The 14569-nt window shown below is 34.5% G+C and carries 10 protein-coding genes; 4 read left to right on the forward strand and 6 right to left on the reverse strand.

Translation table 11 applies throughout. The features are described 5' to 3' along the window. Positions 1–221 precede the first annotated feature (221 nt). A complete protein-coding gene (locus RWL86_RS05745; protein ID WP_314077800.1) occupies positions 222–926 on the reverse strand; it encodes a CpXC domain-containing protein in 705 nt (234 codons plus the stop codon). Between the two features lie 12 nt (positions 927–938). Continuing rightward, positions 939–2195, reverse strand: a complete 1257-nt coding sequence (locus RWL86_RS05750; RefSeq protein ID WP_314077801.1) for a hypothetical protein — start codon at positions 2193–2195, stop codon at positions 939–941. 136 nt (positions 2196–2331) lie between these two features. Here RWL86_RS05750 and RWL86_RS05755 point away from each other — a divergent pair, with 136 nt between their 5' ends. Genes RWL86_RS05755 through RWL86_RS05770 form a run of 4 tightly spaced genes read left to right on the forward strand, consistent with a single transcriptional unit; the run spans position 2332 to position 5136 of the window. After that, positions 2332–3015 (forward strand): XRE family transcriptional regulator, encoded by a 684-nt coding sequence (locus tag RWL86_RS05755; RefSeq protein WP_314077803.1) that lies wholly within the window; start codon positions 2332–2334, stop codon positions 3013–3015. Positions 3016–3024: 9 nt separating this feature from the next. After that, positions 3025–4440 carry a Y-family DNA polymerase gene (locus RWL86_RS05760; RefSeq protein WP_314077805.1) on the forward strand — a complete coding sequence of 472 codons (1416 nt, stop codon included), beginning with the start codon at positions 3025–3027 and terminating at the stop codon, positions 4438–4440. Further along, the gene (locus RWL86_RS05765) at positions 4437–4817 is read left to right on the forward strand and encodes a hypothetical protein (protein ID WP_314077808.1); all 381 of its coding nucleotides are present in this window, start codon (positions 4437–4439) and stop codon (positions 4815–4817) included. The genes RWL86_RS05760 and RWL86_RS05765 overlap by 4 nt, the downstream gene beginning before the upstream one ends. Beyond that, positions 4792–5136, forward strand: a complete 345-nt coding sequence (locus RWL86_RS05770) for a DUF5960 family protein (protein WP_314077810.1) — start codon at positions 4792–4794, stop codon at positions 5134–5136. Before RWL86_RS05765 ends, RWL86_RS05770 begins: the two co-directional genes overlap by 26 nt. A 265-nt stretch (positions 5137–5401) precedes the next feature. Here the strand turns inward: RWL86_RS05770 and ileS are convergent, their stop codons facing one another. From ileS to RWL86_RS05790, 4 genes are all read right to left on the reverse strand, one after another. Continuing rightward, positions 5402–8191, reverse strand: coding sequence for an isoleucine--tRNA ligase (ileS, locus tag RWL86_RS05775; protein ID WP_314077813.1), 2790 nt, complete (start codon positions 8189–8191; stop codon positions 5402–5404). A gap of 412 nt (positions 8192–8603) precedes the next feature. After that, a complete protein-coding gene (locus RWL86_RS05780) occupies positions 8604–9365 on the reverse strand; it encodes a hypothetical protein (RefSeq protein ID WP_314077815.1) in 762 nt (253 codons plus the stop codon). A 1-nt stretch (position 9366) separates the two neighbouring features. Beyond that, entirely contained in the window at positions 9367–12114 is a 2748-nt protein-coding gene (locus RWL86_RS05785) for an AAA family ATPase (RefSeq protein WP_314077818.1), read from the reverse strand. Positions 12115–12298: 184 nt separating this feature from the next. Then, positions 12299–14503 (reverse strand): penicillin-binding protein 2, encoded by a 2205-nt coding sequence (locus RWL86_RS05790; protein WP_314077820.1) that lies wholly within the window; start codon positions 14501–14503, stop codon positions 12299–12301. Between the last annotated feature and the right edge of the window lie 66 nt (positions 14504–14569).

A 14569-nucleotide genomic window follows, 5' to 3' on the forward strand; every position in this document is an offset into this window, starting at 1 on the left:
TGCATGTAAAAAATCCTGTCGGTGATTTCTCACCAACAGGATTTGTCGAACAACCCCTTTTCAACATTAACGCAGCCTAGTCTCATTTTTTCTGTAATAAAGAAAACAGGCTTTGCGCTGTTGCACAGCCTCTGGAGAATTTGAGACCCTAGGCTCAAATTTTAGTAATGAGACTCGCATTTTTGCGAGGCTGCTTACGTCCAACGCAACCTCAGCGAAGTCTAGTTATCTTCCTCTTCCATTTCTTCGAGACGTTTTTTCATAATTTTCTTAATTTCATAAGTATCAACTTCATACTGTATACATTCACACTCTTCAGCAAAAGCTTCTAAAATATCCTCATATTGCTCTTCATCAAATTCTACTGCAAATACAGGACGACCATCTTGTACACCAACAAAAGCTCTGTCTTGATCATCTATAAATACTAAATGATCAAATTCTTTATCAAAATCATACTCAAGCTCCATATATGATTTCAGCAATTCGACTGCTACATCATTTAAACCCGCTTCAAAAATGACCATCTTTTCCACTGCTGAACCATAGTTCGGTTCAAAACGAATACGGTAACCCTCTTCATCTAATGAACGAACTTCAAGCACAAAATCCTTTTCCTCTTCTGATATAATTCCTAATCCATGGGACACTTGCATGAGTTTAACACCACTATCATATTCATTGTCACTATAATAAATACGATATTTCTTAACCTGATTATCAATGATAAACTCATCTTGATCTATTAGCACCGTATGTTCTTCTCGACAATAAGGACATTCAAATTCAAAAATAGATCCGTCTAAAATATAAGGAATCAATTCTTGTTGCCGTGGTAATTCAACTTTTTGATATTCCCGTACACTAAAATGTCGTCTACAATACAAACATCTAATCTCTCTATCTACAAATAATTTTTCCGTCATCTCTTCACCTATTTACTCTATATTCATCCAAATCGTAGCATCTTCATCGTCCACATAAGTTGTCCACGCTACTCCAAATGAAGCCTTCTTCGATTCTGGTGGATAGTAAACGACACCATTCGAATCCACTTCAATCTCATAGTGTTCTGGATCTACCTTTTCAGCCCACATTCCAACTGCTAGCTGATTCCACTGCCACTGTGCTCCTAATAAATCAATTCCCTCATAAGATTTAATATAGCGCATTTCCTCGAAATCCATCGAAGTTTTTAATACAACCGTTTTACCTGCTAACGTCTCTAATTGAGCTGGTCTTAAACGATACGAACCATTGACTAAATTTTCTTTCCATACTCTTAATTTCGTAAATTCGTAATGCATTGGAATGACTTCTCCATCTGCTTCCAGCCAAAATTCCCCAATCGTTGTTTTTAAAATATGCACAGGATTGACTGTTTTATTTTTGCTTCCAAAAATCGTTTTTTCTCTTAATTCATTTTCTCTAGAATTATAAATAATCTGTTCTCTTGGAATGGATAACTGATACTCGATTACAGCTTCTTGTTGGGAAGAAACAACATTTGTGATATATTTCAATTCTTCTATTGGAAAATCCGCTGCCTCTTCATCTCCATAAAAAACTTTTTCAACGAAAGCTTCCACTTCTTGGAAATATTCTCCAACCGGAACTGTCACATAATCGCCTACTTCTACTTCTAGATTTTTATGACATAAATATACATATTGTTTTCGACTGCCTTCAAAGCTTACACGGCAATATTTATATTCTCCCTCTTGATGAGTCGGCTCAACTTTTTCTTTTGAGGCAACACTGAATTCACGGCAAGATTCTAAGAAGTCTAATAATTTAAAAATTTCTTCTTCAAATAAACTAATCTCATAATATTCTGTTAAATATCTTCCACCTTTGATAAAAGGACGCAATCGAATTCCTAATAAGCAGACATCTGATTCATATTCTTTAGGAGAAAAATATAAAGCAATATCCTCTTCTTCAAATGATAAATGCCAAGGTTCTGTTCCTTCATTTTCTTTCAATTTTCTTAAATCTTCAATCCACTGATCCACTTCTCTAACACGGAGAAATTCTCCATTTACCTTTAAAGATACAAAAGCATTTTCAATCGAACACTTTCCATGCACCCATTGATTAGGAGTAGCTTCTTTTCCAATCGTACTTCCATCAAATTCAAATGACAAAGTTGTCCCTAGAAATAATTTTTCTTTAAATCGAACTTTATTTCTCATATAATTCCTCCCTGTTCTTCTCTTGTATCTTATCATTTTTCAATTTTATTCGCTATTAATATAAGCAAGATATTGCCATTCCACATTTCATATGATAAACTGTTGTTAAGTTATAAATTAACAACAGAGGTGCATTATGTTTTCAGCAAATCGTCTAAAAGAAATCCGTACTCAACAAGGCTATTCTCAATCTTTTATCGCCAAACAACTAGAAATTAGTCGAGTAGCTTACCATCATTGGGAAAATGGAAAAACAATTCCAAATCAAAAAAATTTAATCGCATTAGCAGACATTTTCAATGTAGAAGCCAGTTATTTTGAATCGGAATATACTATTGTGACGAACTATTTACAACTGCATTCAAATAATCAAAAAAAGGCAGAACACTATGTAGAGCAATTACTTCATCAACAACAAAGTCAAAAAACGCTCTATCCGATTACCGTATTAGCAGAAGTAAAACTTTCTGCCGGATTAGGAAAAGGAATTTTTGATGAATATGAAACAGAAATTGTCTACTCTCCAACAGAGCAACGAGGGTATGATATTGCTGCATGGATTCAAGGAGATTCGATGAGTCCCGCTTATCAAAATGGTGAAGTTGCTCTTATTCAAGCCAATGGATTTGACTATGATGGAGCAGTCTATGCCCTAACATGGAACGAGGCAGTTTATATTAAGAAATTATATCGAGACGAACAAGGCTTTAGAATGGTTTCTTTAAATCCGAATTATCCAGAGCAATTCATTCCTTATGAAGAAAATCCACAAGTAGTTGGACTCGTCGTGAATCACTTTATGCCGGTATCTGCTTCCTAGAGGTTTAAAATGAGCGTTATTGATTATGCAAGAGAACCACATAGTGATATTGCCTTTATTGATATGAAATCATTCTATGCTAGTGTGGAGTGTGTTGACCGTGGATTGAATCCATTAACAACTTGTCTTTGTGTCATGAGTCGTGCAGATAATGCTAATGGACTGATTCTTGCTTCTTCCCCTATTTTTAAGAAAATTTTTGGAAAAGCAAATGTCAGTCGCTCTTATGATTTACCTTTTCATATTCAAACAAGAAAATTCAATCTAGCTGCTGCAAAAAGACAAGGTTTACCCATCAATCAAAATTTTATACACTATGTAGAAAATTGGGCGCAAAAAACATTAATTGTACCCCCGAGAATGGATCGCTACATTGAAAAAAATATGGAAATTCAAAAGATTTTTCAAAAATTTGCTGCACCGACAGATATTCTTCCTTATTCCATTGATGAAGCCTTTATTGATTTAACTTCTTCCTTGAATTATTTTATTTCGCATCATCAATTCACTAAAAAGGAAAAATTAGATGTTCTTTCTTCCAAAATCCAACAAGAAATATGGAGAAAAACAGGAATTATTTCAACTATTGGAATGAGCAATGCAAATCCTCTTCTTGCTAAACTAGCTCTCGATAATGAAGCTAAAAAAACAAAAACAATGCGAGCAAATTGGTCCTATGAAGATGTTGAAACAAAGGTATGGGCGATTCCGTCCTTAACCGATTTCTGGGGAATTGGCAATAGAACAGAAAAAAGATTACATAAACTAGGCATTCATAGTATTCGTGAATTAGCTGAGAGTAATCCGGATGATTTACAAAAAGAATTTGGCATCATAGGAGTTCAGCTTTGGTTTCATGCCAATGGAGTCGACGAAAGTAATATCCATCAACCATATAAAGTACAATCAAAAGGAATTGGTAATTCGCAGATTTTACCACGAGATTATATTCATCAAGAAGATGTAGAAGTTGTCTTATCAGAAATGGCGGAACAAGTAGCCATTCGCTTAAGAAGACGACATAAAAAAACAAAACTGATTTCTATTTATATTGGCTTTTCAAAATATGAAATGAAGTCTTCCCTTCATTGTCAAGAAGCCATAGAACCAAGCAATCAAACAGCCATCTTAACAAAGGCTGTCTTACAATTATTTCGCAAAAAATATCATAGCGGTGCTGTCCGCCAAATTGGAGTACGCTATAGTGACTTAGTGGATGATAAATATTCTATCATTTCATTATTCGATGATCCCATCCTCATGGAAAAAGAAGAAAAATTACAACAGGCAATTGATGACATTCGAGATGAATTTGGATTTTTATCGATTCAAAAAGGAACTTCTCTATTAGAAAGTTCGAGAAATATTGCTCGTAGCAAACTCATTGGAGGACATTCTGCTGGAGGTTTGGAGGGATTAAAATGATTGATCGTTCTTATTTACCCTTTCGTTCTGCTCGCTTATATCAAGATCGAAAAATGGCAAAGTGGATGGGATTTTTCCTTTCTGAACATACAAGTGCATTAGAAGATGATGCAATCCCTATCCCTACTCATTCACAACTCAGTTTAGAAGAAAAATATTTATTATTAGGGCAATTACAGTTATATTCTTTAAAAGCTTATATTTCTATTCTTGAAAACAAGCAACTGTTGCACTATACAGGCACATTAGAAAATCTCACTGCTACAGAATGTTTATTAAAACTCAGTAATGGCTATCAAAGAATTTTTATTGAAACTATTGTCTCTATTCAACAAGTAGAGGAGGAACAGGATGAATCAACAAGATTATTATCGTAATGAACTACAAATGAATTATTTTAGTGAAGAGTACCGTCATTTTGAAGAAGACTTTTATCGCTATTCCTCTCTAACAATTCCTCTGACTTTTTTAATTGATGATGTATTATTATCCATGGCAAAATCAAATCGTCCTTATTTTAAGTTAAATGGAAAAAATGCATTGGACCATCAGGATCATTATTTTCTCTTTACGATTGAAGAAGAAGCAACTCAACCATCGATTCGCCTCTATCGCTATCGTTGCGTTACTCATTCACTAGAACAATTAAAGACACAATATCTTTCACAACAACAAAAACAGCTCTCTCCTAATTAGGAAAGAGCTGTTTTTATGATGGACAAACCATAGTAGCTGCCGTCCACTTGCTACTATACTAAGAAGTCATCCCATCATTTATCCGTTCCTTCGTCATATGACCGAAACAAAAAAGACTTCCATAGTAGCACAAGTGATAGAATCTGTCATCGCAGATTCTATCACCGGAAAAATCGAGACCAAGGCTCGATTTTTAGCCATGAGATTCGCAAAGCGAAGCTGCTGGCGTCCCTGCTACTATACTAGGAAGTCTTTTAAATAAAAATTATTCTTCTTCGCCAAGAAGCGCTTCTGGATAAAATTCACGGACAATTGTCGCACAACGATGACATAATGTTGGAGCATCTTCTAATGTTCCGACTTCTACTTTCACCGCACGGCAACGTTGACAAGTTTCCCCTTTTGCATGTTCAACAACAACTGAAACACCTTCACCTTGAACTGCATTTTCAGGAGCTGCTGTTCCTACAGGAGCAACTTCTAATTGACTAACGATGAATAATTGAGCAACATCTGTTTGTAAGCTGTCTAATAAATCAGCCACTTCTTGAGTTGGATATAATGTCACTTTTGCTTCAAAGTTTTTACCAATTAATTTTTCATTACGAGCTTCTTCTAATGCTTTAAGAGCTGTATTACGAACTTTAAAGAATTCAGCCCAACGAGCTAAAATAGCTTCTTCACCTTCATAATGAGTTACTTCAGGGAATTCAGCTAATTGAACATAAGCTTCCTCTTCTTTTAAGTATTTCCATACTTCTTCTGTTGTATGCACTAAAATTGGACTCAATAATTTTGTTAATTTTACTAAGATTTCATACAATACTGTTTGCATTGCACGACGTTCAAAGCCATTTTCTTGATCAATATACACAACATCTTTAGCAAAGTCTAAATAGAATTGTGATAAGTCAACCGTACAGAAGTTAATAACCCCTTGGTAAACCGTTGAGAATTGATAGTTATCATATGCTTTACGAATACTATCTACTAATTGATTGAAGCGTACTAACATATATTGATCCACTGTACGTAAATCTTCAAACGCTATTGCATGAGCTTTAGGATCAAAATCAGTTGTATTCGCTAACATAAATCTCATAGTATTACGGATTTTACGGTAAACTTCTGATACTTGGTTTAAGATTTCATCACTAATACGAACGTCTGACTCATAGTCCACAGAACTTACCCATAAACGAATAATATCTGCCCCTTTAGTCTTCATTTCTTTAGCTGGAGAAATAACGTTTCCTAGTGATTTACTCATTTTCTTCCCTTCTCCATCCATTACGAATCCTTGAGAAAGAACTGATTTATAAGGTGCTTTTTTATGAACTGCTACACTTGTTGTTAAACTTGAGTTAAACCATCCACGGTATTGGTCACTACCTTCTAAATACATATCCGCTGGGAATGATAATTCTTCACGAGTTCCTAAAACTCCAGCATGAGAACTACCTGAGTCGAACCATACATCCATGATATCTAACTCTTTTGTAAAGATACCATTTGGAGAATCTGGATGAGTGAACCCTTCTGGTAATAAGTCTTTTGCATCCCATTCAAACCATACATCTGAACCATGTTTTTCGAAAATTTGAGCAACATGTTCTGTTGTTTCTGGTGTAATAATTGGCTCACCATTTTCAGCATAAAATACAGGTAACGGAACTCCCCATACACGTTGACGAGAAATTACCCAGTCACCACGGTCACGAACCATGTTATAAATACGAACTTGACCAGATGGGTGATACCATTTAACGTCGTTTTCAATCACATCTAAGATTTCTTGACGGAATGCATCAATTGAAGCAAACCATTGAGGTGTCGCACGGAAAATAACTGGTTTTTTCGTACGCCAGTCATGTGGATAGCTGTGTACAAAATAACTTAAGTTTAATAGTGCACCTTTTTCAGTTAATAAATCTGTAATCACTTTATTCGCATCTGCATAGAACATACCTTCAAATCCAGGTGCTTCATCTGTATAACAACCTTGGCTATCTACTGGAGACAATACTGCTAAATTATATTTACGAGAATAATAGAAGTCGTCTTCCCCGTGTCCAGGAGCTGTATGTACTAAACCAGTACCCGCATCTAATGTTACATAATCTCCATTCATTACTAATGATTCACGTTCATAGAATGGATGCCAAGCAGTCATATATTCTAATGCACTACCTGGGAATTCTTGTAAAATTTCTACATTTTCCCATGATAATGTAGCTGTTAATGATTCTACTAAATCTTTAGCAACAACGAATGTACCAGAAGAAGTTTTCACTTGTGCATATACATAATCTGGATGAACGAAAATTCCTAAGTTTGCAGGAAGTGTCCATGGAGTTGTTGTCCAAATAACAAATGAAGTATCTTCACCCAATAAGCCTTTTCCATCTTTTACTTTGAATGCTACATAAATAGAAGCACTTTCTACATCTTTATATTCGATTTCTGCTTCAGCTAATGAAGATTCACTTGATGGAGACCAGTAAATTGGTTTTAATCCTTTGTAAATATAGCCGTTTTCAGCCATTTTACCAAATACACGAATTTGTTCTGCTTCGAATTCAGGTTTTAATGTTACATATGGATTATCCCATGTACCAGTTACACCTAAACGTTTGAACACTGTTCTTTGATTGTCGATTTGACGCCAAGCATATTCTGCACATAATTTACGGAATTCTGCTACTGACATTTTTTTACGATCAACACCTTCAGCATTTGCTAAAGCTTGTTCAATTGGTAAACCGTGAGTATCCCACCCAGGAATAAATGGAGCACGGAATCCGCTCATTGATTTACTACGAACAATAAAGTCTTTTGAAATTTTATTCAACGCATGTCCCATATGAACATCCCCATTGGCATATGGAGGGCCATCATGTAATACGAAAGAAGGTTTGCCTTCATTTTTTAACTGACGTTGCGCATAAAGGTTTGCTTCTTCCCATTCTTGTTGATAATCTAATTCTTTTGTAGGTAAATTCCCACGCATTGGAAATTCTGTTTTTCCAATTTGCAATGTTTCTTTCATTTTCATTGCATTTCCTCCTTTGTCTATAAAATAAAAAATCCCCTGCAACAGCAGGGGCGAAAGTTTCGCGGTACCACCCAAATTCTTGAAAAGTTATTCATACTTTTCAACTTGGTAAATTGTTAACGCTATTTAGGCGATATTTCTTACTATTATTTCGGAAATATATCTCAGAGATGATTCTCTATCTTTGAGGGACATGCTAAACTCTCACCAATCATTAGCTCGCTAATTGTTTCAAAAATAGAACGTTCTCTTCTACGAATATCAAAATAATACGCTATTTTTATTAAAAATGCAAGTAGTTCAATTTGACAAAATAACTTTTCACTGGAAATTTCGAGACCTAGGCTCGAAATTTAGCCATGAGACCGCAGGGCTGCTGGCGTCCTTCGCTACAGTATAAAAAACTCAATTTCTAACCCCTAACAGCCTCTTCACTAGCCCTTACATATTTACGTACTGTACTCTTATGGAAGAATAACGAGATAAATGCGATCGGAGTTGCAATCATATATTTGATAGCTTCTATAATAATTGTAAGAATCATAAATGAGAACATATGTGACCAAATATCTTTCTTCATTTTCATTTTATAACCACCAAAAAATCCACGTTTAACTTTCCCAGTACTATAATCCATCATCGAAGAAGCAGCAAATCCAGCACGAATTCCACCATATGGTGTAAAGAACCAGCCTAGAATTCCACCTTTGAAACGACGATAATCAGCATACCAACTATAAGTATAATTGGATAGAAGAATATAACCAAACCAGAAGATTTTTCCAAAAAATCCCATTTCTTGGAACGAAGAAAAGTAATATAACAGTGAAATCACTAAATAACCTGTTAAATAAAAACTAAAATCTTGCTTTGGTGTATCAAAATATCCACCATATCCTGAATAAGGAATGATTTGAGGATCTAATTCTGAATCCTTTTGGTATTCAGAAGATGGTTTTGTTTGAAAAGTCGGATTCTTTTTCCAGTCATCGGAAGAACTTGATTGACCTTTCTTAGGTGGTGCTACATAGTCATCTCTTTTTGGAGGAGATACATAATCATCCTTTTTAGGCGGAGAAACGTAGTCATCTTTTTTCTGCGGTACTACATAATCATTATTATTATCCTTATCAGAATCTTTTTTTCTTTTTGGTGGTGCTACATAATCTGTCATCTTATGCCTCCCTCATTTTTTCTAAATCTTCACTTGTAATCGTATTAAAATCACTCGATTCATCTTTTGTCACACGTCGAGACATATGTGCCAATAATTTTTGGTTAAAGTTACGAATCCAACGTCCATTACTATGGTCATCAGTTACAGCATAAGCTTCCTTCACAGCTGCTCTATAACTTTCTGCATCATATTGATACCCTTGACCTTGTAAAATAAATTCACCAATTTGTGCGATTTCATCTGGACTATAATCTTCAAAATCAAATGTCGTAGGAACACGACTCTTCAATCCTGAGTTAGATTCTAAAAACTCTGCCATTTCTTTATGATATCCAGCAAAAATCACGACCATATCTTGACGATGATCTTCCATAAATTTCAAAATTTCATCAATCGCTTCTTGTCCAAAATTATCACTAGAACCGTGTTTTAAAGAATAAGCTTCATCAATAAATAAAACTCCACCAAGAGCAACTTGTAAATGTTCTCTTGTTTTAATAGCTGTTTGTCCTTGATAACCACCAATTAAATCACCACGAGATACTTCAATTAATTTATTCGTAGCAATCAATCCTTTTTGATACAATAATTCCGCAACAATTCTAGCAACAGTCGTTTTACCTGTACCTGGATTTCCTAAGAATAATGAATGTAAAGTCGCAACAGAAGTTGCAAATCCTTCTTGTTCCCGTTTACGATTCATTTCAGCTTGAGCAATAAAGTCTTCTACTTGCTCTTTCACTTTATGAAGACCAATTAATTGATGTAATTCTTCCCATGCATCTTTCTTCGTACCATTATCTTGATACTTACCAATCTCTAGAACAGCATCAATATCCGCATTGGTAATCAGTGAAATTTCTTCACTCTTCTCTGCAATAACACGAGCAATTAATTGTTTAATAATTTTTTCGTTAAAATTACGAATCCAACGCGCATTACTACGATCTAATGAACGATTATATTCCAACGTTACTTTACGTGTGTAGTACTCCACATCTGCAATTTCATAGCTATTTTTTTGTAGACCTTTAATCCCCATTTGAACAATTTGTTCTGGAGTATAGTCTTCAAAATTTAATCGATTTGGAACACGTGAAGTCAATCCTGGATTAATTTGTAAAAATTGCTCCATTTCTTTCGTATATCCCGCAAAAATAATCATAATTTCATTTTTATGGTCTTCCATATATTTAAGAATCGTTGTAATAGCTTCTTTTCCGGTATCATTCGTACTCTTCTTATCTAAGGAATAAGCTTCATCGATAAATAGTACCCCACCACGTGCTTCTTCTAATTTCGCTAATGTTTGAGTTGTTGTTTGGTTCACATATCCAGATAATAAATCTGATTCAGAAACTTCCACAAATTTAAAAGTATCTCCAAACAATGCTCCACGTTCAAATAAAATTTTACCCATTAAACGTGCAACGGTTGTTTTACCCGTACCTGGATTTCCCATGAATAATGAGTGTAATACTAATTGTTGAGGTGGTTCTCCTCTAGAAACACGTTGTTTATTATAATCGACCATTCCAATTAATGTATCGATTTCTTTTTTAACTGCTTCTAAGCCAACTAAGTTTTGTAATTCTTCATAACTGTCTAATTCTTTAGCTGCATTCTCATTTCCCTCTGCTCCAGCAGCTGTTGTATGACGAACATCAGCGGACATTTTGGAAAATTCATCCGTTTGAATAGTTAACTCACTTGAACTACCATTAGCATACATTAATTCACAAACATGAACTAATGAAGACGCAGTTGCTTCAATATTAACATCAAGAGCTTTTTCAAATAACACTTGATCTGCAAAAATCGTTGAGCCATTATATAATCTCAATGGTATACTCGATTCACTCTCACAAAGGAAAGATAAAACCGTTTGGGCATAACAGTAAGTAAATGGTCCTAAGAAAACTGAATCCATAATTTTACAATCTTCTAAAAGACAAATACTTTTTCGAACGTCTAAGGAATGAGCTGTTACATTTGTTAGTGAGACTTCACTCTTATCCCCAGCGTATAACCCTTGTCCTCGTTTCATTTTACCAATGATTCCCATTTCTAATCTAAAGTAAGAATCTTCTACCCAAATCATTGGATACGATTTAAGTAAATTACCTCCGTAAAACTGACAATTTTCAGCTTCAAAGCCTGTATTTTTTTGTAAATATAATGCATTTCCAAAGTAATTCTCACAAATGGTATTTGAAAGTTTTAATTCCGCACCTTCCGTAATAATTCTAAATTGAAAGAAAGAATCCTTTGCAGTGAAAGAAGAATTTTGTAAGTAAATACTCTGATTACCACTATCACTCACAAAACTTGTTTTACATTGCTCAAAAGTCAAAAAAGAGCCTTCTTTGGCATAAATTAAATAATTTTCATTATCTTCTTCTGTACATTCGAAAACACAGTTTTTAAATGTTGCAGAACAATTTTCATGAATAATCATCAATGTTGTATCTTTAAGATTGGTAAACCAAATATTTTCAAAAACTACAGAAGCACCGTAATCTAGAGAAATGGTTCCTTGGAATTTATTCGTAAAGAAAGATTCTCCATCTTCTTCATCTAGTAATCCTAAAAAAGTAAGATTTTTATTGATTTCATAGGCAGTATCTGTTGAAAAATTTAAAAAATAATTTTTTTGAATTTCTAGTACATCACCTGGGTTAGCAGCTCCAATGGCATCATTAAATTCCCAGGTATTTTCATCATACCCTACTTGATAAGTCGGCATTTACTCACCTTCTTTTATTGTTTCAATCATGATTATTTTAACTGTTTTTCTTCTTTATTGTCAATTTATTCTCAGTTGTTTTCAGGCGTTTCTTCTAGAATCAAAGAAAAAAGAAAGGGTTATTATAGTAGTATTTAAACCATAAAAAAAGCCTTTTGAATATTCAAAAGACCTTTTTCATAAATTATTGTCCTTGTCTTCTTACTGGAGCGACAGGAACTTGATTGTTCGTAGTTTGTTGTTGTGTTGCTTGTTGTGCTGGACGATTTCCTGCTTGAGTATTTGTTTGTCCATTAGCAGTTGTAGAATTTGTTGATGAAGTTGAACTTTCTTGGTGGAAGTATGCATCATACACTTGTTTTGTAATTCCAGCTGCAAAGTCTCCAGGAATTCCATTTGAAAAATATGGTGCAACTACTGATACAACAATTTCAGGATTATCAGAAGGAGCATAAGAAGCAAATGTAGAGTTCTCTACTTCCTTTTGTTTAAATTGTGGTAATGGTCCATCGTAGAACGCTTCTACTGTACCTGTTTTACCAGAAACAGAAGGCGTATAATTTCTAAACGTATAAGCTGAAGTTCCGTTTGCTCCATGCGTTACACGATATAATCCTTCTTTAATATGATCGATTAAACCAGCTTCCACTTGTAAAGAATTCATAATTTTTGTTGGAACAACTGTTTCTAAATCTCCAATTCCTCCATCTTTACCTGTTGAATGAATTTCTTTTACTAAACGAGGTGCAATACGTGTTCCTCCATTGGCAATAGTAGCCATATATTGAGCTAATTGTAATGGCGTATATAAGTCAAACTGACCGAACGCAAAGTCCAGTGCAGAGAAGGCAGCACCTGTACCACCATTATATCCTTTTCCTTCATTAGGTAAGTCAATTCCTGTACGAACCCCTAAACCAAATTGGGCATAATACTCACGTAATTTATCAAATACGTTAAGATTAATATTTAATTTTCCACCTTTTTTATACTCATATTGTCCACCCATTCTCATGGCTAACTTAATCATATAAACGTTAGAAGAACGCTCAATCGCATCTAAATCTGTTACAGGAATACTACCATTACGGTTGAATACAGAACTTTTCGGTTTAGAAGCTTCAAACTCAATTGGTTCATCGACAATCGTATTATCTTCTCTTGTAATAACTCCATCCATATATCCAGAAATAACTGTTGCCGCTTTTACAGCTGACCCCATCCCAAAGGCACCATTAATAGCTCCTAAGGCATCATCTTCAATTCCAGTTACTTGATAATTTTCATTATATTTTTTCTTTTTACCAGTAATTCCTAAAACATCTCCGGATTTTGGATTCATTGCAACAACATACACTCGGTCTGCAGTGGCATCTGATAATCCTTCTACAGCTTTAGTAACAATATCTTCCAATTTCTTTTGAAAATCCGTATCAATTGTCATCACTAAATTGGAACCAGCTATTCCACCATAACGTTCTTCGTGGTTAACCACTTCTCCACGATTATTCGTTTGGCTTTGAACCACTGTTTTTGTTCCACTTAAAACTGATTCATATTGTTCTTCTAAATAACTTGTACCTACACGATCATTTAATGAATACCCTAGAGTTAATAAAGAACGCACTCTATCAGAAGGTAAACCTGTTGTTTCAGAAGATACAGAACCTAGAATTGTCTTCAACATATCTCCCATTGGGTATTCACGATCCCAATCTGAATCAATGTCAATCCCTTTTAACTCTCCAAGACGTTCACTAATACGAGCAACTTCTTGTTCTGTTACAGAATCATTTTTAATCGTAACGGTTGATAAGGCATAGGCACTATTCATCTTCGTAAAAATAGCAATTGCTTGTTTTTCACTATCAGAATAATTGATTTGTTCTTCTGTAATATGATCTAACTGCATCTCATAAGTCTTACTATTCGATAAGCCTTCTTTGGATGCTTTCTTTTTCTCTTCTGCTGTTAATAGCTTACTAGCTTCCTCCGGATGAGTTGCAAACCAATAATCTTTTAAATCTCTCTCTCTTAATTTACTAGTATCTACTGTAATAAACTCCGTTAATTTTTTAGCGGTTTCCAACATACTTGCTGTTGTAGCATCTGACGAACGTGTATAGTTCACTGCTAATTTTGGTTTATTTCCTACTAAAACTTTTCCTTTACTATCATAAATAGAACCCCTTGGAACTGCTTTTTTTGCAGTAGAAGTTTCTGTACGTTTCACTAAGGCGATGAAATCATCCCCTTTGACTAATTGAACATACGCTAATCGTCCGATTAATGCCATAAAAGAAAAAAACACAATAAAAAATAATAAATTTAATCGAAATGGAATATGTGATTTTTTCTTTATAGGACGATTTTTTCTTTTGTTAATCATGTATTCACATCCATCTTTTAATATTCACTGCTCCATTATAGCATAATTTAGAATTGGTTTAATAAT

Source organism: uncultured Granulicatella sp., assembly GCF_963515095.1.
In the GTDB taxonomy this organism is placed as follows: domain Bacteria; phylum Bacillota; class Bacilli; order Lactobacillales; family Aerococcaceae; genus Granulicatella.

What these genes read in the sequence shown, in the direction of transcription:
- RWL86_RS05745 (WP_314077800.1), bottom strand. Translation starts at nt 926, where the DNA reads ATGACGGAAAAATTATTTGTAGATAGAGAGATTAGATGTTTGTATTGT.
- RWL86_RS05750 (WP_314077801.1), bottom strand. Translation starts at nt 2,195, where the DNA reads ATGAGAAATAAAGTTCGATTTAAAGAAAAATTATTTCTAGGGACAACT.
- RWL86_RS05755 (WP_314077803.1), top strand. Translation starts at nt 2,332, where the DNA reads ATGTTTTCAGCAAATCGTCTAAAAGAAATCCGTACTCAACAAGGCTAT.
- RWL86_RS05760 (WP_314077805.1), top strand. Translation starts at nt 3,025, where the DNA reads ATGAGCGTTATTGATTATGCAAGAGAACCACATAGTGATATTGCCTTT.
- RWL86_RS05765 (WP_314077808.1), top strand. Translation starts at nt 4,437, where the DNA reads ATGATTGATCGTTCTTATTTACCCTTTCGTTCTGCTCGCTTATATCAA.
- RWL86_RS05770 (WP_314077810.1), top strand. Translation starts at nt 4,792, where the DNA reads ATGAATCAACAAGATTATTATCGTAATGAACTACAAATGAATTATTTT.
- ileS (WP_314077813.1), bottom strand. Translation starts at nt 8,191, where the DNA reads ATGAAAATGAAAGAAACATTGCAAATTGGAAAAACAGAATTTCCAATG.
- RWL86_RS05780 (WP_314077815.1), bottom strand. Translation starts at nt 9,365, where the DNA reads ATGACAGATTATGTAGCACCACCAAAAAGAAAAAAAGATTCTGATAAG.
- RWL86_RS05785 (WP_314077818.1), bottom strand. Translation starts at nt 12,114, where the DNA reads ATGCCGACTTATCAAGTAGGGTATGATGAAAATACCTGGGAATTTAAT.
- RWL86_RS05790 (WP_314077820.1), bottom strand. Translation starts at nt 14,503, where the DNA reads ATGATTAACAAAAGAAAAAATCGTCCTATAAAGAAAAAATCACATATT.